Source organism: Corynebacterium sp. HMSC034H07, assembly GCF_001815175.1.
GTDB lineage: Bacteria > Actinomycetota > Actinomycetes > Mycobacteriales > Mycobacteriaceae > Corynebacterium > Corynebacterium hiratae.
In genome coordinates, this window is the sequence record NZ_KV819515.1 from 77,520 (window position 1) to 96,629 (window position 19,110).

Annotated in this window: 21 protein-coding genes; 15 read left to right on the forward strand and 6 right to left on the reverse strand. The window is 63.2% G+C overall.

Annotated features, from left to right (window positions below):
* The first annotated feature begins 39 nt into the window (after positions 1 to 39).
* The gene (locus HMPREF3009_RS03660; RefSeq protein ID WP_070680086.1) at positions 40 to 2,817 is read left to right on the forward strand and encodes an ATP-dependent Clp protease ATP-binding subunit; all 2,778 of its coding nucleotides are present in this window, start codon (positions 40 to 42) and stop codon (positions 2,815 to 2,817) included.
* A 152-nt stretch (positions 2,818 to 2,969) separates the two neighbouring features.
* On the opposite strand, the gene HMPREF3009_RS03665 is transcribed toward HMPREF3009_RS03660, so the two are convergent.
* Both HMPREF3009_RS03665 and HMPREF3009_RS03670 read right to left on the reverse strand, forming a co-directional pair.
* Entirely contained in the window at positions 2,970 to 3,860 is an 891-nt protein-coding gene (locus HMPREF3009_RS03665; protein ID WP_046647215.1) for a cation diffusion facilitator family transporter, read from the reverse strand.
* Between the two features lie 71 nt (positions 3,861 to 3,931).
* Positions 3,932 to 5,191, reverse strand: coding sequence for a lipase family protein (locus tag HMPREF3009_RS03670; RefSeq protein ID WP_232760910.1), 1,260 nt, complete (start codon positions 5,189 to 5,191; stop codon positions 3,932 to 3,934).
* Between HMPREF3009_RS03670 and HMPREF3009_RS03675 the strand changes: the two genes are divergently transcribed.
* Positions 5,190 to 5,360 carry a DUF4236 domain-containing protein gene (locus HMPREF3009_RS03675; protein ID WP_080975064.1) on the forward strand — a complete coding sequence of 57 codons (171 nt, stop codon included), beginning with the start codon at positions 5,190 to 5,192 and terminating at the stop codon, positions 5,358 to 5,360. The genes HMPREF3009_RS03670 and HMPREF3009_RS03675 overlap by 2 nt on opposite strands.
* Positions 5,360 to 6,676: a threonine/serine exporter family protein gene (locus HMPREF3009_RS03680; protein WP_070680092.1), complete on the forward strand. Its 1,317-nt coding sequence runs from the start codon at positions 5,360 to 5,362 to the stop codon at positions 6,674 to 6,676. Before HMPREF3009_RS03675 ends, HMPREF3009_RS03680 begins: the two co-directional genes overlap by 1 nt.
* Here the strand turns inward: HMPREF3009_RS03680 and HMPREF3009_RS03685 are convergent.
* Positions 6,642 to 7,502 (reverse strand): HhH-GPD family protein, encoded by an 861-nt coding sequence (locus tag HMPREF3009_RS03685; protein ID WP_070515882.1) that lies wholly within the window; start codon positions 7,500 to 7,502, stop codon positions 6,642 to 6,644. The two genes, HMPREF3009_RS03680 and HMPREF3009_RS03685, sit on opposite strands and share 35 nt — an antisense overlap.
* Before the next feature lie 40 nt (positions 7,503 to 7,542).
* On the opposite strand from HMPREF3009_RS03685, the gene HMPREF3009_RS03690 reads away from it, so the two are divergent.
* Positions 7,543 to 8,166 carry a carbonic anhydrase gene (locus HMPREF3009_RS03690; protein WP_070515866.1) on the forward strand — a complete coding sequence of 208 codons (624 nt, stop codon included), beginning with the start codon at positions 7,543 to 7,545 and terminating at the stop codon, positions 8,164 to 8,166.
* Positions 8,167 to 8,279: 113 nt separating this feature from the next.
* Positions 8,280 to 9,005: a hypothetical protein gene (locus HMPREF3009_RS03695; protein WP_070515864.1), complete on the forward strand. Its 726-nt coding sequence runs from the start codon at positions 8,280 to 8,282 to the stop codon at positions 9,003 to 9,005.
* Here the strand turns inward: HMPREF3009_RS03695 and radA are convergent.
* Complete coding sequence (gene radA, locus HMPREF3009_RS03700; RefSeq protein ID WP_070515862.1) at positions 8,992 to 10,374, reverse strand: DNA repair protein RadA; 1,383 nt, start codon at positions 10,372 to 10,374, stop codon at positions 8,992 to 8,994. The genes HMPREF3009_RS03695 and radA overlap by 14 nt on opposite strands.
* 169 nt (positions 10,375 to 10,543) lie before the next feature.
* Here radA and HMPREF3009_RS03705 point away from each other — a divergent pair, with 169 nt between their 5' ends.
* Both HMPREF3009_RS03705 and HMPREF3009_RS03710 read left to right on the forward strand, forming a co-directional pair.
* The gene (locus tag HMPREF3009_RS03705; protein WP_049154730.1) at positions 10,544 to 10,753 is read left to right on the forward strand and encodes a hypothetical protein; all 210 of its coding nucleotides are present in this window, start codon (positions 10,544 to 10,546) and stop codon (positions 10,751 to 10,753) included.
* A 43-nt stretch (positions 10,754 to 10,796) separates the two neighbouring features.
* A complete protein-coding gene (locus HMPREF3009_RS03710) occupies positions 10,797 to 11,030 on the forward strand; it encodes a hypothetical protein (RefSeq protein ID WP_070680095.1) in 234 nt (77 codons plus the stop codon).
* 119 nt (positions 11,031 to 11,149) lie between these two features.
* Here HMPREF3009_RS03710 and HMPREF3009_RS03715 read toward each other — a convergent pair whose 3' ends face one another.
* Entirely contained in the window at positions 11,150 to 11,725 is a 576-nt protein-coding gene (locus HMPREF3009_RS03715; RefSeq protein ID WP_070511090.1) for a hypothetical protein, read from the reverse strand.
* Between the two features lie 288 nt (positions 11,726 to 12,013).
* On the opposite strand from HMPREF3009_RS03715, the gene HMPREF3009_RS03720 reads away from it, so the two are divergent.
* From HMPREF3009_RS03720 to HMPREF3009_RS12990, 8 genes are all read left to right on the forward strand, one after another.
* Entirely contained in the window at positions 12,014 to 12,598 is a 585-nt protein-coding gene (locus HMPREF3009_RS03720; RefSeq protein ID WP_046649265.1) for a CarD family transcriptional regulator, read from the forward strand.
* The gene (gene ispD / locus HMPREF3009_RS03725) at positions 12,570 to 13,322 is read left to right on the forward strand and encodes a 2-C-methyl-D-erythritol 4-phosphate cytidylyltransferase (protein ID WP_070546294.1); all 753 of its coding nucleotides are present in this window, start codon (positions 12,570 to 12,572) and stop codon (positions 13,320 to 13,322) included. The genes HMPREF3009_RS03720 and ispD overlap by 29 nt, the downstream gene beginning before the upstream one ends.
* Positions 13,315 to 13,797, forward strand: coding sequence for a 2-C-methyl-D-erythritol 2,4-cyclodiphosphate synthase (ispF, locus tag HMPREF3009_RS03730; protein WP_046649267.1), 483 nt, complete (start codon positions 13,315 to 13,317; stop codon positions 13,795 to 13,797). The genes ispD and ispF overlap by 8 nt, the downstream gene beginning before the upstream one ends.
* A gap of 47 nt (positions 13,798 to 13,844) precedes the next feature.
* A complete protein-coding gene (cysS, locus tag HMPREF3009_RS03735) occupies positions 13,845 to 15,251 on the forward strand; it encodes a cysteine--tRNA ligase (protein WP_070680098.1) in 1,407 nt (468 codons plus the stop codon).
* A gap of 40 nt (positions 15,252 to 15,291) precedes the next feature.
* Positions 15,292 to 16,242 (forward strand): 23S rRNA (guanosine(2251)-2'-O)-methyltransferase RlmB, encoded by a 951-nt coding sequence (rlmB, locus tag HMPREF3009_RS03740; RefSeq protein ID WP_070680101.1) that lies wholly within the window; start codon positions 15,292 to 15,294, stop codon positions 16,240 to 16,242.
* Positions 16,243 to 16,260: 18 nt separating this feature from the next.
* Positions 16,261 to 16,995 carry an AAA family ATPase gene (locus tag HMPREF3009_RS03745; RefSeq protein ID WP_010188884.1) on the forward strand — a complete coding sequence of 245 codons (735 nt, stop codon included), beginning with the start codon at positions 16,261 to 16,263 and terminating at the stop codon, positions 16,993 to 16,995.
* Positions 16,992 to 17,642: an AAA family ATPase gene (locus HMPREF3009_RS03750; RefSeq protein ID WP_010188886.1), complete on the forward strand. Its 651-nt coding sequence runs from the start codon at positions 16,992 to 16,994 to the stop codon at positions 17,640 to 17,642. Before HMPREF3009_RS03745 ends, HMPREF3009_RS03750 begins: the two co-directional genes overlap by 4 nt.
* A gap of 305 nt (positions 17,643 to 17,947) precedes the next feature.
* The gene (locus HMPREF3009_RS12990; protein WP_080550367.1) at positions 17,948 to 18,229 is read left to right on the forward strand and encodes an ATP-binding cassette domain-containing protein; all 282 of its coding nucleotides are present in this window, start codon (positions 17,948 to 17,950) and stop codon (positions 18,227 to 18,229) included.
* Positions 18,230 to 18,262: 33 nt separating this feature from the next.
* Here the strand turns inward: HMPREF3009_RS12990 and HMPREF3009_RS03755 are convergent, their stop codons facing one another.
* Positions 18,263 to 19,102: a CE1 family esterase gene (locus HMPREF3009_RS03755; RefSeq protein ID WP_070511078.1), complete on the reverse strand. Its 840-nt coding sequence runs from the start codon at positions 19,100 to 19,102 to the stop codon at positions 18,263 to 18,265.
* Positions 19,103 to 19,110 lie beyond the last annotated feature (8 nt).

Sequence of the window (19,110 nt, forward strand, 5' to 3'; positions counted from 1 at the left end):
TAGAGTGGATGACACATTTACAGCGAAAGGTAAGAGGTAATGTTCGAGAGGTTTACTGACCGTGCTCGCCGCGTCATTGTTTTGGCGCAGGAGGAAGCACGCATGCTCAACCACAATTACATCGGCACCGAGCACATCCTCCTGGGGCTTATTCACGAAGGCGAAGGTGTAGCGGCCAAGGCTTTGGAGTCCATGGGTATCTCGCTGGAGGACGTCCGCCGTGAGGTGGAAGAGATTATTGGTCAAGGTTCTCAGCCGCACACCGGCCACATCCCATTTACCCCGCGCGCGAAGAAGGTTCTCGAGCTCTCCCTGCGTGAGGGTCTCCAGATGGGCCACAAGTACATTGGCACTGAGTTCCTGCTGCTTGGCCTCATCCGTGAGGGTGACGGCGTGGCGGCTCAGGTGCTGACCAAGCTGGGCGCCGACCTGCCGCGCGTGCGCCAGCAGGTTATCCAGCTGCTCTCAGGCTACGAAGGGAATGAAGGCGAAGGCGGCCAGTCCCAGGGTGGCCCCGGCCCGGTAGGTGCCGGTGCCGGCGCTGGCCAGGGAGGCCGTGTTGGCCCGGGTGGCTCCGGCGAGCGCTCCAACTCCCTGGTGCTGGACCAGTTTGGCCGCAACCTCACCCAGGCTGCGCGCGACGGCAAGCTGGACCCAGTCGTGGGTCGCGATTCCGAGATTGAACGCATCATGCAGGTTCTGTCTCGCCGCACCAAGAACAACCCGGTGCTCATCGGTGAGCCCGGCGTGGGTAAGACCGCCGTGGTCGAGGGCCTAGCCCTCGATATCGTTAACGGCAAGGTCCCGGAGACCCTCAAGGATAAGCAGCTCTATTCGCTGGACCTCGGCTCCCTGGTGGCTGGCTCGCGCTACCGCGGTGACTTCGAGGAGCGCCTGAAGAAGGTGCTCAAGGAGATTAACCAGCGCGGTGACATCATCCTCTTTATCGATGAGATCCACACCCTGGTCGGCGCCGGTGCCGCCGAGGGCGCTATCGATGCTGCTTCCTTGCTAAAGCCGAAACTGGCTCGCGGCGAGCTGCAGACCATCGGTGCCACCACCCTGGATGAGTACCGCAAGCACATTGAGAAGGATGCTGCCTTGGAGCGCCGCTTCCAGCCTGTCAAGGTGGAGGAGCCCTCCCTCGATGACACCATCCTGATCCTCAAGGGGCTGCGCGATAAGTACGAGGCACACCACCGCGTCTCCTACACCGATGAAGCGTTGAAGGCTGCAGCCTCCCTGTCGGACCGCTACATCAATGACCGCTTCTTGCCGGATAAGGCTGTTGACCTCCTCGATGAGGCCGGTGCCCGTATGCGCATCAAGCGCATGACCGCCCCGGAGGGCCTGCGCGAAGTGGATGATCGCATCGCAGAGGTCCGCAAGGAAAAGGAAGCTGCGATTGACGCCCAGGACTTCGAGAAGGCCGCTGGACTGCGCGATAAGGAGCGCAAGCTGGGTGAAGAGCGCGCGGAAAAGGAAAAGCAGTGGCGCTCCGGTGACTTGGAGGAAATCGCCGAGGTCGGCGAGGAGCAGATCGCTGAGGTCCTCGCGCACTGGACCGGCATTCCGGTGCTCAAGCTCACGGAGAAGGAATCCAACCGCCTCCTCAACATGGAAGAGGAGCTGCACAAGCGCATCATCGGCCAGGACGATGCCGTCAAGGCCGTGTCCCGCGCCATTCGCCGCACCCGTGCCGGCCTGAAGGACCCGCGCCGTCCTTCCGGTTCCTTCATCTTCGCAGGCCCCTCCGGTGTGGGTAAGACGGAGTTGTCGAAGTCCTTGGCTAACTTCCTCTTCGGTTCGGATGATGACCTCATTCAGATCGATATGGGTGAGTTCCACGATCGCTTCACCGCGTCCCGCCTCTTTGGTGCTCCTCCGGGATACGTTGGCTACGAAGAGGGCGGCCAGCTGACCGAGAAGGTTCGCCGCAAGCCTTTCTCCGTGGTGCTCTTCGATGAGATCGAAAAGGCCCACAAGGAGATTTACAACACCCTTCTGCAGGTGTTGGAGGATGGCCGCCTGACCGATGGGCAGGGCCGCGTGGTGGACTTCAAGAACACCGTGCTTATCTTCACCTCCAACCTGGGCACCCAGGACATCTCCAAGGCTGTGGGACTGGGCTTCACCGGCTCTTCGGAGAATGACGCCGATGCGCAGTACGAGCGCATGAAGAACAAGGTCAATGACGAGCTGAAGAAGCACTTCCGCCCCGAGTTCCTCAACCGTATTGATGAGATTGTGGTCTTCCACCAGCTCACCCAGGAGCAGATCGTCGAGATGGTGGAGCTGCTCATCGCCCGCGTAGAGAAGCAGCTCTCCGAGCGTGACATGGGCATCGAGCTCACTCAGAAGGCCAAGGACCTGCTGGCTCAGCGTGGCTTCGATCCGGTCTTGGGTGCTCGTCCGCTGCGCCGCACCATCCAGCGTGAGATTGAGGACCAGCTCTCCGAGAAGATCCTCTTCGGCGAAATCGGTGCGGGTGAAATCATCACCGTGGATGTTGAGGGCTGGGACGGCGAGTCCAAGGACAATTCTTCCGCCACCTTCACCTTCACGCCGCGTCCACGCCCGCTGCCGGAGGACACCTTCGACAATGAGCTCGAGGAGACCGCCGTGCGTGAGGCCGATGAGGAACTCGCCACCGAGATCGACGCCGAAACTCACGGCCCCGACTCCAATGGTCCGGACACGGTGACCCCGGACGTCCTCGACGAGTCTGGTAGCGATTCCGCTGAGGAATCCCACAACGACGATGGCGATGACGGCAACCCGCCGCCGGCAGGTGCCGGTGCTGGCCAGCCGCTCTAAGCGCTGACCTGGGCCCCATAAGGATTAGCCCCGGATCGCATGCGTGTGACACTGCATGCGGTCCGGGGCTTTTTGCACGACCAGTGGGCGAGATGGCCCGGTGGGTGGGAAGGCCCAGTGGGCGGGATGACCCGCCCACCACTAGAAGGGAATCAGCACACCGTCTCGTGGGATTCGTGCTCTGGGTGCTCGATCTGGATGGTGGAGTGCTCGATGCCGTGCTCGCGCAGGGCTTGCTGGGCGGCATCCAACAGAGGGCCGGTCTCGACGGTACCGTCGCGCACGATGTGCACGGTCGTCAGCACGTTCACGCCGTCCAGGCTCCACAGGTGTAGGTCGTGGATGTCGGCAACACCCTCGATCTGTCGCAGCGCGGGCTCGATGACGCTGGCGTCGAAGTCCGCCGGGACCTGCTCGAGCAGCACGCTCGCCGAGAGCCGCATGAGCTGCCAGGCGCGCGGGAGCACCATCGCCGCGATCACCAGGGAGGCGATCACGTCCGCCGCCACAAACCCCGTGGTCAGTACCACGACGCCCGCCACGATCACTGCGATCGAGCCGAGCATATCCACCAGCACGTGCAAGAACGCGCCCTCCACGTTGATTGAGGATTCGCGGTGCCGGTGCAACACCCACGCCGATAGCGCATTCGCCACAAGGCCAATCACCGCGATGATCAGCATCGTTGTTCCTTGTACCTCAGCTGGGCTCTGCAGGCGGCGCACCGCCTCGACGACAATCCACACCGAGATCGCCAGGACCATCACCGCGTTCGCTAGCGCAGCAAGCACCTCTACTCGCCGGTAGCCGTACGTGGCCTGGGCTGATGCTTGTCGACGCCCAACCAACACCGCTAACACCGCGATGATCAACCCAGCGGCGTCGGAAAGCATGTGCATCGCATCCGCCATCAGCGCCATTGAGCCCGCCAACCAGCCGCCGATCAGCTCCGCGAAGAAGACGGTTCCGGTAATGCTCAGCGCAATCAGTAGTGCGCGCAGCGGCGTGCTGGAGTGATCGTGGTCGTGGTGCTCGTGTGCCATGCACTCAGTCTATCCCCGCCGGCGCTTATTGACAATTAAATGAAAATGGATGGCGGCGCCAGGGGGCGATTCTAGGATTCGGCAGGTTGGCAGTTTGACGGTGCGGGGACGTCGCGGAAGCGGTCGATGAGGTAGTTCGTGCCCTGCAGAACCGCGCGGACCGTGGGGGCGGCATGGTTGGTGCCCGAGCCTGGGTTCACGTTGACCGCCCAGGCGTCCTCAAAGTAGACGGTCCCGCCGGCAGCACAGAAGTCGTGGGCCATGCGGCGTGCTTGCTGGTAGGGGATGATGTCATCGGTCGGGGAGTTGACCACCATCATCGGGGCGTTGAGAGCGCGCTGGCCGAGGCGCTGCTCGTGCAGCATGCGGGAGGCTACCGGCTTGCGGCGCAGGAGCTCGGCGAAGGACTCGCCGCTCGTGGTCAGCTCACTGGTTCGAACATTTCCCCAGGTAGACATCGATTCGCGCAAACAAAAAGTGGCGGCGTCGGCGAGGAATGTGTGGCCGCGCGGATTCATCTCATCGATGATTTCCCGGGAGAACTCCGGGCTACGCTCCGCAAAACCATTGATGGCGTAGCCCAACACGTGAACGAGCGCTGAGCCGTCGACCGCCTGCATCACCTCGAAGAGGTCCGCTGGAGGTGCACCGGCGAAGGTTCCCTTGACGTTGAGCTCGGGGGCGTAGCTAGCGGCGTATTCGCCCGCAGCGGCAGCTGCACCGCCGCCTTGGGAGTAGCCGACAAATCCCACGGGGGAATCGGCGGGAGCACCGGCGAGCCGGAGCGCGGCGCGGGCGGCGTCAAGAACCGCGTGGGCCTCCTCGACGTTGTTGACATAAGAATGGTGCCCCGGGGTTCCGAGCCCGATGTAGTCCGTGACTACGACGCGCACACCTTGGGAGGCCGCATAGTTATACACGCGCGTGGCCGCAGCTTCATAGCGCTGGTCAACGCGGTTGCCGTCGGCGGCGAAACGGGCTCGGGACGGTGCACACTGGTCACCCGCCCCACGCGTTCCCGGCGCGTAGACGATAGTTGGGCGCTCGCCCGGCCCGTTCCATGGTGCTGAGGGCTCGTAGACCATGCCGGTCACCGTGGTGGGTGTGCCATCCATGAGGGTGGAGGAATAAGAGATAACAGTGGCCTTAACACCGGGTTGTTCTATCGGTGACGCCGATTGGACGCTGCCCGGCTCCACCGCGTGGGCGGCGGGTGACGCCAGAATAAGAGCAGCGGTGGCCGTCAGCACTGTTAACAGGGATTTTATTCGCACAAAGCTCAGAGTAGCCTGCGGCGTCGTGGTGCGCATCCGCGCTAAGCTGGCACGCATGGGAATTTATTATCGCAAGCGCAAGAAGACCGGAAAGAACAGCTGGATCAACCTCTCCGGCTCCGGTGCCTCGATGTCGACGAAGGTCGGCCCCGTGACGTTTAACTCCCGCGGCGGCATGTGGGTCAACCTGCCCGGAGGCCTGAATTTCCGGGGACGCTGGCGCTAATGACATCTCACCCCAACAGCGACTATGTCCGTATGGGGTACGAGGCCGACGTCGTCTTGCGCCTAGGCATGATGCTCATGGGCGCGGGAACGTCCGGCTACCGCGTGCTGCGCGGCATGAAACGTGCCGCCCGCGCGCTCGGCTTTGATCGGCTCGACGCCAACGTTGGCGTCACCCAGATAACATGCACGTTTCACCGCGGCCGCGAGTTTCGCACCGTGGTGGCCCAGCAGCATTCACCGGCTGTCGATGCATCCCGGATCGAAGCCCTTGAGGACCTTACCCACCACAAGCTGTACGCGGGCATTACGGCCGAAGAGCTCACGGAGATGCTTGATTCCATCGAGTCGAGGGTGGTCAAGCGGTGGAATCGTTGGTTCTTGGCAGCCGCGGCGGCGATTGCGTGCGCCTCATTCGCGGTCCTGAACTTCTTCACGCCGCTGGCGATTTTCCTCGTGGCGCTCGCCGCTTTTTGTGGTCAGCTCACCCGCGCGGTCCTACACGGCAAGCACGTTCACCAGCTGGGCTGCATCGTGGCGGCCGGGACGGTGGCTAGCCTCGTGTACTTCTTCACCACCGAGGCTGTGGCCGCCGCCGGGGTGGCGGACCCGTCGGAGTTTTCCTCGGGCTATGTGGCCGCCGTACTTTTCCTCATTCCCGGCTTCCCGCTATTCTCCGCGCTCATTGATCTCGCGCGCTTCGACTTCGAGGCCGGACTATCCCGCCTGACCTACGCGCTGACGGTGATCACAGCTGCGACCTTTACCGTGGCCTTAGTCAGCTGGACCACGGAACTCACCCCGGAACCGGGAATTCCGGACTATGCGCCCGTGTGGTACCTCGCCGCCGCGGCGGCCAGCTTCCTAGGCATTTCCGGATTCGCGTTCCTCTTTAACTCCTCGCGCCGGATGGTGCTCGTGGCGGCCGCGGTGGGAACGGTGGCCAACCTTGTGCGCCTGCTCCTCATCGGCGTCGGGGCCACGGCCTACGTCGGCGCCTTCGTAGGTGGTCTCATCGTCGGGCTCTTGGGTGCGGTGGCCTCCACACGCGCACACCTACCGCGCATCACCACGACGGTGCCCGCGTCCGTCATCATGATCCCGGGCACCTCCATGTTCCGCACTGTCTATCACCTCAACGTGGGTAACATGGACCAGGCGTTGAGCAACTTCGCTACCGCCTCGATGGCCGTGGCAGCCATCGGCTGTGGGCTTATCCTCGCGCGCCTGTTGACCGACCGTGACTGGACCTTCGGCCACCTCATCGACTTCTCACATGTGCCTAGTGCGGAAGGTGGAACAAACCCTCGTCGTTGACATCCATCAACCCATCCTCGAGCAGTGAGGCTTGTGCGCGCGAGCGCTGTGCCGCGTCCGGCCATACCGCGTCGAGCGCGGATTGCTCGACGGGATGAGGGGTGGCGCGGAGGACGTCGAGAAGCAGCCCGCGCACCTGCCGGTCCGTACCGGTGAACTTTTGCACGCGCTTCTTGGCCCGCGCGGTCTCTTCTTCGCTGGGCTCCGGACAGCCCGCGAGCTGCCAGGCGCACGTGGACTTGATGGGGCAGGCGGCACAGTCGGGGTTCTTGGCCGTGCACACCAGCGCGCCGAGCTCCATGAGCGCGGCTGAAAAGCGCGGACCGTTCTCTTCTGGAAGCAAAGCTTCTACCTGCGCCAACTCGCGTTTTGCGGGAGGTGGCGCCAGGAAGCGGCCCTCCTCGGCGCGGGCATAGACGCGGCGGACGTTGGTATCCACCACCGGAACGTTGTGCCCAAAATGGAAGCAAGCCACCGCACGCGCGGTGTACTCACCGATTCCGGGCAACGCCAAGAGCTTGTCGACGTCTCCCGGAACCGCGCCTTCACCAATCTCTTTCGCGCACTCCCACAAGCGTAACGCGCGGCGCGGGTAGCCCAGCTTTCCCCAGGCACGCAGCACATCTGCTTTGGAAGCCGCCGCGAGGTCCTGTGGGGTGGGCCAGCGGCGCATCCACTCCTCCCACTGCGGGGCGACGCGCGCGACGGGTGTTTGCTGGCTCATGACCTCGCTTAAGAGCACGCCCCATGCCGAGGTCCCTGGCTCGCGCCACGGTAGGGGACGCTCATGGGCATCGAACCATTCCACGACAGCTTGGGTATCCATAGGCACCTCAGTGTAGGTGGTGGGGACTAGAGTAAGGATCATGCCTTTAGTAGATGTCCCTCAAAACCCGCAGAAGGTGTGGGAAGCCCTCCAGGAAGGTAACCACCGACTGGTGACGGGCCACCTCATCGACGTTAACCAAGACGCGAAGCTGCGCGCTGGCCTGACCCAAGGGCAGGACCCGCGCGTCATTGTGTTGGCCTGTTCCGATTCCCGCGCGCCGATCGAACACGTGTTCAACATTGGTTTCGGCGATGCCTTCGTCATCCGCACCGCCGGTCATATCCTGGACAGCGCGGTGATGGCGTCGCTGGACTATGCCCTGGAGAATCTCAAGGCCAACCTGCTCGTGGTGATGGGGCATCAGTCCTGCGGTGCGGTGGGCGCAGCTGCGGACTTCCTGGCGGGCGGCGATCTGCCGACGGGCCTGCAGCGTCCGATCATTGAGCGCGTGGCCGCTGCCTCGATGGTGGCCAAGCGTGATGGCCGCGAGGAGCTCGCCGATTTCGAGCGCGAGAATACCGCGCAGACAGTCTCCCAGATCATTTCTGACGTGCCGGCTGCGCGCCAGCTTCTCGACGCCGGCACGCTCGGCATCGTCGGCCTGCGCTACCTCCTAGAGGATTCCAGCGTGGAGACCGTCGTCCTGCACGGCGTTCACTAGGCTCGCCGGCTGGCCCGGGCACTGGGCGGGACTAAGCGCATAGAAGTCGCTGCTCAAGACACGCGGCCCCGGGCTGGCCCGGGTTGGGCTCTAGTCCCCTTAAACTAAGAGCTGTGACTGAGCCATCCCGTACCCCGAAGCAGCTGCCGCGAGAGATTTACCTGCGTCGCCGCATCGCCGCGCTCGTGGCGATTCTGGTACTCGTGGTTATCCTTATTTGGGCTGCCACCGCGCTCTTTAGCGGTTCGAAGGAGGACCCGGGAGCCGAGTCGCAGCAGGCGGCGGCGTCGGGCACTCTGACTCCGTCGGAGGATGCAACCTCGGCGGTGGAGACGACCGAGTCCACCGCGTCTGAGGAATCCACCGAGCCCGAGGCGGGGGAGACGGACAAAGAAGAACCGACCTCCGAGGAAAAGCCAGCTGAGCTCACCGTTGATCCATCCAAGACAACGTGTTCCCTCCAGGACCTTAAAGTGATGGCCAAGACCAACGAGGACAGCGTCCCCGCCGGTAAGATGCCAACCTTCTACTTGGAGGTATTCAACCCGACGACGGAGGACTGCTCTATCGATCTCGATGAAGAGCAGCTGCGTTTCGAGGTTTACAAGATGGGCTCCAACGAACGCGTGTGGTCCGATACCGATTGCTATGCCTCAGTGGAAACCGGCAAGCAGACTTTCAAGTCCGGTGAGACGCGCTACTTCCAGGCGGATTGGTCCCGCAAGCGTTCCGAGTCGGGCAAGTGCACCGAGCGCGAGGAAGCCGAGCCAGGCGCTTACTTCCTGCATACCGTCATCGGGGAAAACTACTCCCCAGCGTTGCCGTTCAACTTGCTTTAAGCGCTGCAATCGCCTCGCTCAGCGTTGCGGCTTGGCGCACCTGCATGCCACCGCCGACCTCCACCTTTCCGGGCGGGACGATGGCGTAGCGGTAACCCAAGCGGGACGCTTCTGCCAAGCGGCGGTCCAGGTTCGGTACGCGGCGAACTTCGCCGGCCAGGCCCACCTCACCGATGACCACCGTTTTCGGTGGCAGCGGCTGCTCGTGCAAGGAAGACCACGTGGCGAGCGCTACGGCAAGATCCGTCGCCGGCTCTTGGATCTTCATGCCGCCCACCGTGGCCACGTAAGCGTCCTTATCGTTGGTGCGTTCACCGGCGCGGGCCTGCAGTACGGCGAGCACCATCGGGACACGGTTGGCATCGAGCCCCGTGACCACGCGCCGCGGGTTCTTCGCCACGGGGTCGACGGTCAGCGCCTGCACCTCGGCCAGGATGGGGCGCACGCCATCCATGGCGACGGTCACCGCTGAACCGTCTGGGGTGCTGCCGCGGTGGGAGAGGAAGAGGCCGGAAGGGTCCGCCACCTCCCGGATGCCGGCGGCGGTTTGCTCAAAGCAGCCCATCTCATCGGTGGCGCCGAAACGGTTCTTGAGTCCCCGGAGCAGACGCAGGGAGGATTGGCGGTCACCTTCAAAGTTCAACACGACGTCCACGAGGTGCTCGAGCACGCGCGGGCCAGCGACGTTGCCGTCCTTGGTCACGTGTCCGACGAGGAGGATGGGGATGCCGGTGGTTTTGGCCAGTGTGGTCAGGGCTGCGGTCACCGCACGCGACTGTGCCACGCCACCGGCTACGCCCTCCACCCCGGCCGCGTGCATGGTTTGGACGGAGTCCACGATGAGGAGGCTGGGCTTGAGCTGTTCGACGTGACCAAAGACGACATCCAAATTCGATTCGGCCGCGAGGTAGAGCGTCTCGTGCAAGGCCCCGGTCCGCTCGGCCCGGGCGCGGACCTGCCCGGCGGATTCCTCGGCCGTGGCATAGAGGGCGGTGCGGCCCAGTTGCGCCCAGCGGGAGGCGACCTCCAATAACAAAGTGGATTTTCCGACTCCCGGCTCACCCGCCATGAGCACCACCGAACCGGGAACGATGCCGCGGCCAAGAACGCGATCGAGCTCCCCGATGCCAGTGTTGAGGGCCTTCGTGGCGGCAGCGCCCACCTTCGTAATCGGAACCGCTGGGCTCGTCGGTGTCAGGCCGGTTGGTCGGCGTCCAGACACAGCGGCCTGGGCCGCGGTGCTGCTTTCTGACGCCGCGGTTTCCTGCAACGTTCCCCATGAACCGCACTCGGGGCAGCGGCCAAGCCACTTGGGGGAGACGAAGCCGCATTCAGAGCACGTGTGGACGGGACGAACCTTTTTTGCCATGCCCATCACTCTAGTAAGTGGTGTGGACATTCACGTCGCGGGCAGGGTCGCCCCCTTTTCATCGCGCGCGATATGCACAGAGGCGCTACAGTGTTAGCCAGGTTACATCTTGTGTGTGCCTGCCCCCTCTTTATCCCCGTCCGATTTCTCACAACAAGAAGGTATTTCCATGAAGATTCGTCGTACCCTCGTCGCCGCTGGCGCTGCTGCCGCCGTCGCCCTCGCTGGCACCCCGGCTGCTTCTGCCGCACAAGCTCCTGAGCCGCTGGCCACTGTTCTGACCGAGATCACCAACGTCGCTGGCTATGAGGCTCAGAACCTCATCCTCGTCCCGGCGGCGCTGTCCTCCTTGGGCTTCCTGTCGAACCTGCTGTCCTAGTCCAGTTCACTTACCCCCACACCTCACTATTCAAGGAGACCCCATGAAGATTCGTCGTACCCTCGTTGCTCTGACCGCTGCTACCTCCCTGGCTGTAGCTGGCGCCCCGGCCGCTTCCGCCGCTACCTACCCGGAACCGCTCAACCAGGTTATGGATGAGATGGTGAAGTACGGCGGCCCGCAGGCGCCGAACCTGCTTCTCATCCCGGCTGCCCTGTCCTCTCTGGGCATTCTTAACTCTCTGCTTGTGATGGCTACGGCATCCTCGCGAGCTTAAGAGTTTTCTGCGTTCGCTAAGGAGCGTTAAACGCAGACCGCCCCAACTGCCAAAGTTGAAGCCCGTGATTCGGGCGGGAAAACTTTGGCGGCTGGGGCGGTTTTCTATGAAGAAAAGGCTTACTTGTTCTCGGCGTAGCCCTCGGTGGACTGCGGGTCGCGGTCAAAGTCACCGGACTGCAGCGGGGAGGCGGACACGGTGGCGTCAACCTCGATGGTGCCGGTGTTAAAAGTGAAGGTCACCGGGCGGGCGCCGCCGAAGGCGAAGCCGTCGTTCTCTAGGGTGGTGGCCACGTAGGTGATGTTCTTGTCCTTGCCGTCCTTCGGGAGACGGTCCAGGTTCGTCTGGGAATCAGCGTAGAGGGCGTGATCGCGAGGAAGCGGCTCTGCGCCTTCCAGTGGTACGTCCTGGCCGTCGACGCTCACGGACTCGAGGACGACGTCGTCGACCTTGTAGCCCTGGTTGACGGCCACGAACTTCAGGGAGGTCTCACCGGTGTCCGGCTCAACCTGAATGGTGACGTCACGCACGGCCACCTTGCCATCTTCGGTGCTTGCGGATGCGCCGTCGACAGCAATGACCTTTTCCGCGGTCTGAGCAACATGACCGGCCGAGCAGGACGCCAAGGCCAGCGCGGAGAGGGCGGTAACTGACATGATGGCACCGCAGCGAGCGGCGGACTTCAGGGACTGCACTGTGAGTGTCCTCCATTGAATTGCGATCACAAAGCTTATCAACGCTTTAGCCTAGTACCTCCGCAGTAAAAGCACACAGTTTCCGACAAACCTCTTGGGTAAACCGGGGGTAGCCGCGCTTTATGTTGGCCGTCATCGTGGTGTAAAGCGAGCTGCTCTACGGGCTTGGGTGGGGGAGCAGTGCCGGAAAACTGCGTGCTAGAGTAGATACCCTGTATATGCGGCCCACTGAGAGTACGCCGAGAGCGCACGATGGGCACCGTCTCAAAGGCTTCATAAGGAGTGGCAATGGAATTTAAGGTCGGAGAGGTCGTCGTCTACCCCCACCACGGCGCCGCCAAGATTACGGCGATTGAAACGCGCGAGATGGGCGGCGAGGAGCTCGAGTATCTCGTCCTCCAAATCAACCAATCCGACCTCGTGGTTCGTGTGCCCTCCAAGAACGTTGAGATGGTGGGCGTGCGTGATGTTGTGGGCAAGGAAGGCCTCGAGAAGGTCTTCTCCGTCTTGCGCGAAGAAGACGTGGAGGAGGCCGGCAACTGGTCCCGCCGCTACAAGGCCAACCAGGAGCGCCTTGCATCCGGCGATATCAACAAGGTGGCAGAAGTCGTGCGTGACTTGTGGCGCCGCGATCAGGACCGCGGCCTGTCCGCCGGTGAGAAGCGCATGCTTGCCAAGGCCCGCCAGATTCTGGTCGGTGAGCTTTCCCTGGCTAAGCCGGTCGATGACAAGAAGGCGGACACCATGATGGAGGAAATCAACGCCACCATCGAGCGCCACCGCGCCGCCGGCTTGGTCGAGGACAAGTCCATCACCACCGACATTGACAATGACGTCGATCTCGATGACCTCTCCTTCGACGACGAAGACTAATACCCGCCGCGTGATCGCCCTCGTCGCGGCGGCCGGTCAGGGAACGCGCCTTGGCGCTGATATTCCTAAGGCCTACGTGGAGCTGCGCGGAAGTACCCTGCTTGAGCGCTCCGTGAAGGCCATGATTACCTCGGAATTTGTCGATGAAGTCATCGTTCTCGTCAGCCCCGCCATGGAGGATTATGCCGCCAGCATCCTCGACCGCATCGATTCTGATGTGCCCGTACGCATCGTCCACGGCGGGGGTGAGCGCGCCGATTCCGTCTGGGCGGGCCTGCAAGCCATCCCAGATGAGGATGCCGTGGTGCTGGTCCACGACGCCGCCCGGGCGTTGACGCCGCCGGGGATGATCGCGCGCGTCGCCAAGCGCGTGCTCGACGGTGCCACCGCGGTCATCCCGGTCCTTCCCGTCGCGGACACCATCAAAGAAGTCGAGGGGACCACGGTTCTGTCTACTCCGGATCGCTCCCGCCTGCGTGCCGTGCAGACGCCGCAGGGTTTTAACCTGGCCGCGCTGCGCCGCGCCAACCTAGACTATTGGGCGCAGGACCCTGACTTTGTCGCCACGGATGACGCCAGCCTCATGGAATGGCACGGCGAGCGCGTGGAGACCGTGCAGGGAGATACCTTCGCGTTTAAAATCACCACTCCCATCGACCTCGTCCTGGCGAAGGCCGTGACGGATGAGGCCGAACCGACCATCTTCGAGGTGCCTAGTGACTAACCCCATCATCCCGCGCGTGGGAATCGCCACCGATGCCCATCAGATCGAGCCCGGAAAACCCTGCTGGATTGCAGGCCTTCTCTTTGAGGACGTGGATGGCTGCGAGGGCCACTCCGATGGGGACGTGGTGAGCCACGCGCTTGTCGACGCTCTGCTTTCCGCCTCCAACCTCGGCGACCTCGGCTCCTTCGTTGGCGTGGGCCGGCCAGAGTACGACGGAGTCTCCGGAGCACAGTTGTTGCGCGAGTGCCGCGAGCTGCTGAAAAAGGAAGGCTTCATCATCGGCAACGCCGCTGCGCAACTGGTTGGCCAGAGCCCCAAGATGGGCCCGCGGCGGAAGGAAGCCGAGGCCGTTCTGAGCGACATCCTCGGCGCCCCAGTGTCCGTCTCTGCGACGACGACGGATCACCTTGGCTTCACCGGCCGCAAGGAGGGCCGCGCTGCCGTGGCCACCGCCGTGGTCTGGCGCGCCTAGGCCGTCCCGCGCTAGCCGCCGGACGCGGGTCAATTAGACTAGGCCAGGTGAGTACTTTGCGCATTTTTGATACCGCCACCCGCAGCCAACGTGAGTTCGAGCCGGTTCGCCCCGGCCACGCGTCGATCTATCTGTGTGGTGCCACCCCGCAGTCCCAGCCGCACATTGGCCACCTGCGCTCCGGCGTCGCCTTCGACATCCTGCGCCGCTGGCTTAGTGCGCAAGGCTATGACGTGGCACTCGTGCGCAACGTCACCGATATCGATGACAAGATCCTCACCAAGGCCGCCGAGAATAACCGCCCCTGGTGGGAGTGGGTATCCACCTATGAGCGTGAGTTCACCAAGGCCTATAACACCCTGGGCGTTCTGCCCCCTTCGGTGGAGCCGCGCGCGACGGGCTTTGTCACCCAGATGGTGGAGTACATGCAGCGGCTTATCGACGCCGGCTTTGCTTATGCCGTGCCTGGCGAAGACGGTGTTGGCTCCGTCTACTTCGACGTCGCGGCGTGGAATGCCACGGAAGGCTCGGACTACGGTTCGCTGTCCGGCAACCGCGTCGAGGAAATGGAACAGGGCGAAACAGACAACGCGGGCAAGCGCAGCCCCCAGGACTTCGCTCTGTGGAAGGCGGCTAAGCCGGGCGAGCCATCCTGGCCCACCCCGTGGGGTCGTGGCCGACCGGGCTGGCACTTGGAGTGCTCGGCCATGTCCACGTACTACCTAGGCAGCGAGTTCGATATTCACTGCGGTGGCTTGGACTTGCAGTTCCCGCACCACGAAAATGAGATCGCGCAGTCCCATGCGGCGGGGGACAAGTTCGCCAACTACTGGATGCATAACCACTGGGTCACCATGGCCGGTGAGAAGATGTCGAAGTCCTTGGGCAACGTCCTCTCCATTGCCAACATGCTGGAGATTGTCCGCCCGGTGGAGCTGCGCTACTACCTGGGCTCCGCGCATTACCGTTCGGTGCTCGAATACTCCGAGGCGGCGCTGACCGAAGCTGCGGCTGGCTACCGCCGCATCGAGGATTTCGTAGGCAAGTTCGAGGGCGTCGAGAAGGGCGAGTGGACCCCGGCCTTCGAAGAAGCGATGAATGATGACATCGCTGTGCCGAAGGCGCTGGCGGAAATCCACACCACCGTGCGCGCGGGCAATAAGGCGCTGAGCGACGGCAACCGTGAAGAGGCTGAGCGCCTCGCCGGAGCCGTGCGCGCTATGGCCGCGGTTCTTGGCTTTGATCCACTGGATGAACAGTGGAAAGATAGTGGCGAAGAAAGCGGCGCTGAAGCGGCCCTGGACGTTCTCGTTCGGGCCGAATTGGAGCGTCGCACCACCGCCCGCGCAGAAAAGGACTGGGCTACTGCGGACGCCGTGCGCGACCGCCTTGCAGCCGCGGGTATTACCATCACCGACACCGCCGACGGCCCCACCTGGTCCCTGGCGGATTAACGTCCTCTGCATACGCAGAGGACAACAAAGGAGAAGAATTATGGCACGTACCCATGGCCGCGGCGGCGCAGGTATCCGCAAGACGAATAAGAAGGGTGCCACGAAGGGCTCTGGTGGCCAGCGCCGCAAGGGCCTAGCTGGCAAGGGTCCCACGCCTAAGGCAGAGGACCGCGTCTACCACGCCAAGCACAAGGCGAAACTGGAGCGCGAGCGCCGCAATTCGGGCCGCCACCAGAAGGAGACCGCGGAGATGGTCGTTGGCCGCAACCCGGTCATCGAGTGCCTGCACGCCAAGGTGCCTGCTACCTCCCTTTACATCGTGCAGGGCACGCGTAATGACGCTCGCCTTTCCGAGGCGGTAGCCATGTGCAATACCCGCAACATCCCGATTCTTGAGGTCCAGCGCCACGAGATGGACCGCATGACCGGCAACGGTATGCACCAGGGCATTGGCCTGCAGATCCCGCCGTACAAGTATGCCGACGTCCATGACCTGATGGATCGGGCACGCGATGCTCAGGAACCGGGCATGTTCGTCATCCTCGATAACATCACCGACCCCCGCAACCTCGGCGCGGTCATCCGCTCCGTCGCGGCCTTCGGTGGCCACGGCGTTATCATCCCGGAGCGCCGCTCCGCCTCCGTTACCGCAGTGGCTTGGCGTACCTCTGCCGGCACTGCTGCGCGCCTGTCGGTAGCCCGCGTGACCAACGTGACCCGCACGGTTCAGGACTTCCAGAAAGCCGGCTACCAGGTTGTTGGCCTGGATGCGGGAGGCGAGCACACCCTCGATACTTACAACGGTGGCACCGACCCCGTTGTCATCGTCATCGGCTCTGAGGGCAAAGGCATTTCGCGCCTCGTCCGCGAGAACTGCGATGCCATCATGTCCATCCCCATGACCGACTGGGTTGAATCCCTCAACGCCTCCGTGGCGGCAGGTGCGGTGCTTTCCGAGTTCGCCCGCCAGCGTCGCGCGGCCCAGAAGTAGGCTCACGCTTTCGTCGCCATGTTCCTCACGAGTGTGCGTCCCGCCCCGGAGCTTATTGGGGAGGGACTGCCCGGCGTGCCGGAACACATGCGCCGCCTGGGCGTGCTCATCGCAGCGCTGCCCGGCGGCGCCTTGCGTTTGCCTACGCCCGTGACCGTCGTCGTGGGGGATAACGGCGCCGGAAAATCCACGCTGCTCGAGGCCATCGCCGTGGGGCTTGGCGTCAATCCCGAGGGCGGCTCGCGCCACGCCCGGTTTGCCACCGGCGACGAGGACTATCCCGAGTGGCTCATCTGCTCGCGGGCGCACAACCCGCGCGACGTGTACTTCTTGCGCGGCGAGACCTTCCTCAACTTGAGCGAGTATCACCACCAGATCCACAGCCCGGAGAATCCCGATCCGCTCAGTGACCTGCCGTTTCTCAGCCACGGCCAGGGTCTGCTCGCCCTCGTCGAGAGACGCTTCCATTCTGACGGAATGATCATTCTCGACGAGCCGGAAGACGGCTTGTCCTATCCCCGGCAGGTCGAGGTTGTCACGCAGCTCGAGCGCCTCGCCGCCCAGGGCGCGCAGGTCATCCTCGCGACGCACTCGCCAGTCTTCCTCAGCATGCAAGGCGCGACCGTCTACGCGTTCGGCGACAAGGGGATTGCGCCCGTCGCTCCCGAAGCGACGGAAGCTGTCCACGCCGCGCGCGAGTTCCTTGCCGATCCATTGGGGACCGCCGCGTTTCTTATTGGGGAGGGCGAATGAGAGACTTCTATGTCGACGCCTATGCCGCGCTGGACGGCGGCCACGGACCTGAGTGGGTGTCCTCCGTTCCTGGTTTCGTGGCGCTGCGACGCCAAGGACTGGACCTGCGTGCGCCGGTGACCGTGCTGACCGGGGACAACGGGGTAGGAAAGTCGACGCTCGCCGAGGGCATTGCCTTCGAGTACGGCTTTCCTGAGCGCGGTGGGATATGGGGTGTGCAGCGCTCCGCCGGTCCCATCAATCCCCTCCGGAGGTGGGCGAGCCTGCGGCTAGGTACCGCGCCCAAGGACGGCTACTTCCTGCGAGCGGAGGCGCACTACAACGTTGGTTCGACCGCGATGTCGCATGGCGAGTCCGTCATGGACGTCGTGCAGCGTTCCTTTGATGGGCGCGGGCTCTACATCCTCGACGAGCCGGAATCTGGGCTTTCGCTCGTGCGGCAGATGACGCTCATGGCGGAAATCCATCGCGCCGCGGAGGCGGGTGCGCAGTTCATCGTGGTGACGCACTCGCCGATTGTGGCAGCCATCCCCGGTGCGCGGATTGTTGAAATTACAGAAGATGGGTTCTTCCTTGAGCTGCGCGACGTGACACAGACGCTGGCGTTTCAGTCGTTGCGTGAGTTTCTCTACGCCTCCGGATGCTAGATTCAGGGCCGAGAAAGCTGGATGGCGATCTTTACTTCTTGGTTGCTGGCCAGTACTTCACATCTTGAACATTCAGATTGCGTGCGTGTGCCGAATACAAGGTTCTGGAGGATTGGGGTTCCACGGCTTAGAGACGAGGACGACTCGGTCCTTTGCCTGCCGTTTTCACCTTGTACAGATTCAGCTGCGGGTAACTTGAAGAATCTTCGCCAGCAAACCGTGACATCGAGAGTACATACATGCACAGACGTGTGCAACATCACGCTGGGACGTAATAATTCTCTAGATAACAACGGGTCGCAAGTGTGATTAGTCAGTACGCGAGAAAAGAAAACCTACGCGATGGAACGCGACCTCTACGCGATCGTCAACGACATTGCCGACCACTACAACAAGGTTCACTGAATGATGAACTGAAGGATCTTTTATCCCTTGTAGGCCTTTCATTGCACCACAGTGTTTCCTGCGAGCATGCTTCGCTCGGTATGAAACAGCGTCTAGGAATCGCCAAAGCACTGGTCGGTAATCCACAATTATTGCTTCTCGACGCTCACCTACGAACGGCCTCGACCCGAGGTTGGGGCTGAGTGGAGTGAGACACGATGGGGCGCACGTGCAGTCTAGAGCCCGAAGAATTCCTCCACGAGCTCGGCAGCGATGAAGGAATCCGTGTTTTTACCCAGGCGTGGGTCCAGCTCGTTGCCCGACGGGATGACGTGGCCCATGCCCTCGACGCTCACGAGCTCGACCGGCGCGCCGGTGGCGTCTGCCGGCTCCCAGCGGTCGACAACGGTGTCGGGGAAAAGGTGGGTGCGCTCTGGGCCGGCGGCATGGTTGAGCTCCGCGAAGCGTGCGGCGTTCTCCTGCGCGCCGGTGACGGCACCGCGGGTGCGCTTCGGGTCAATGCCCGCCGTTCCGCCCGTATAGGGCGCGAGCCGGTCGCCCGTGCCGTGGACGAACATGACCGGGGTGGGTTGGTACGCCGAGTCCGGATTGGTGGGCGCATGGTTGGCGCCGGCGCCGAGAGTGGAGGCGAAGACGCAGGCGGCATCGGCAAGCCCGGGGGCGTCGAAGAGCAAGCGGATAACCATCTGCCCGCCGTTGGAGAAGCCGCAGAGGAACACGCGGCCAATCTCCTGCTCCGCGCGCAGCTCGTCGAGGATGGTGCGCGTGAAGGCGACGTCATCGATGCCCAGCTCGCGCGCGGCGACGGGCAGGGTGGCGCGGGCATCGTTAAAGTGCTGTTCCACGCCGGTGGGGTAGACCGCAAGCATGCCGTGGCGGGTGGCGAGGTCATCGAACGTGCCGTTAGTGAAGCGGCGGATGACGTTCGCGGATTGCAGGGAGCCGTGGAAGAACAGGAGGAGGTCTCTCTGGCGCTCGACGTCATCATTCGGGCGGTACACGAGGTACGTGCGGGTGCGGTCTTGTAATTCGAGGCTACGGCGTTCCAAAGTCACGCATCTAG

Bases quoted from the DNA above. Each gene is read 5' to 3' on its own strand.
- HMPREF3009_RS03685 (WP_070515882.1), bottom strand. From the start codon at position 7,502: ATGGATACCCAAGCTGTCGTGGAATGGTTCGATGCCCATGAGCGTCCC.
- HMPREF3009_RS03690 (WP_070515866.1), top strand. From the start codon at position 7,543: ATGCCTTTAGTAGATGTCCCTCAAAACCCGCAGAAGGTGTGGGAAGCC.
- rlmB (WP_070680101.1), top strand. From the start codon at position 15,292: ATGGCACGTACCCATGGCCGCGGCGGCGCAGGTATCCGCAAGACGAAT.
- HMPREF3009_RS03670 (WP_232760910.1), bottom strand. From the start codon at position 5,191: ATGCGTGCCAGCTTAGCGCGGATGCGCACCACGACGCCGCAGGCTACT.
- radA (WP_070515862.1), bottom strand. From the start codon at position 10,374: ATGGCAAAAAAGGTTCGTCCCGTCCACACGTGCTCTGAATGCGGCTTC.
- HMPREF3009_RS03710 (WP_070680095.1), top strand. From the start codon at position 10,797: ATGAAGATTCGTCGTACCCTCGTTGCTCTGACCGCTGCTACCTCCCTG.
- HMPREF3009_RS03750 (WP_010188886.1), top strand. From the start codon at position 16,992: ATGAGAGACTTCTATGTCGACGCCTATGCCGCGCTGGACGGCGGCCAC.
- HMPREF3009_RS03675 (WP_080975064.1), top strand. From the start codon at position 5,190: ATGGGAATTTATTATCGCAAGCGCAAGAAGACCGGAAAGAACAGCTGG.
- HMPREF3009_RS03705 (WP_049154730.1), top strand. From the start codon at position 10,544: ATGAAGATTCGTCGTACCCTCGTCGCCGCTGGCGCTGCTGCCGCCGTC.
- HMPREF3009_RS03665 (WP_046647215.1), bottom strand. From the start codon at position 3,860: ATGGCACACGAGCACCACGACCACGATCACTCCAGCACGCCGCTGCGC.
- HMPREF3009_RS03745 (WP_010188884.1), top strand. From the start codon at position 16,261: ATGTTCCTCACGAGTGTGCGTCCCGCCCCGGAGCTTATTGGGGAGGGA.
- ispD (WP_070546294.1), top strand. From the start codon at position 12,570: ATGACCTCTCCTTCGACGACGAAGACTAATACCCGCCGCGTGATCGCC.
- HMPREF3009_RS03680 (WP_070680092.1), top strand. From the start codon at position 5,360: ATGACATCTCACCCCAACAGCGACTATGTCCGTATGGGGTACGAGGCC.
- HMPREF3009_RS03720 (WP_046649265.1), top strand. From the start codon at position 12,014: ATGGAATTTAAGGTCGGAGAGGTCGTCGTCTACCCCCACCACGGCGCC.
- HMPREF3009_RS03660 (WP_070680086.1), top strand. From the start codon at position 40: ATGTTCGAGAGGTTTACTGACCGTGCTCGCCGCGTCATTGTTTTGGCG.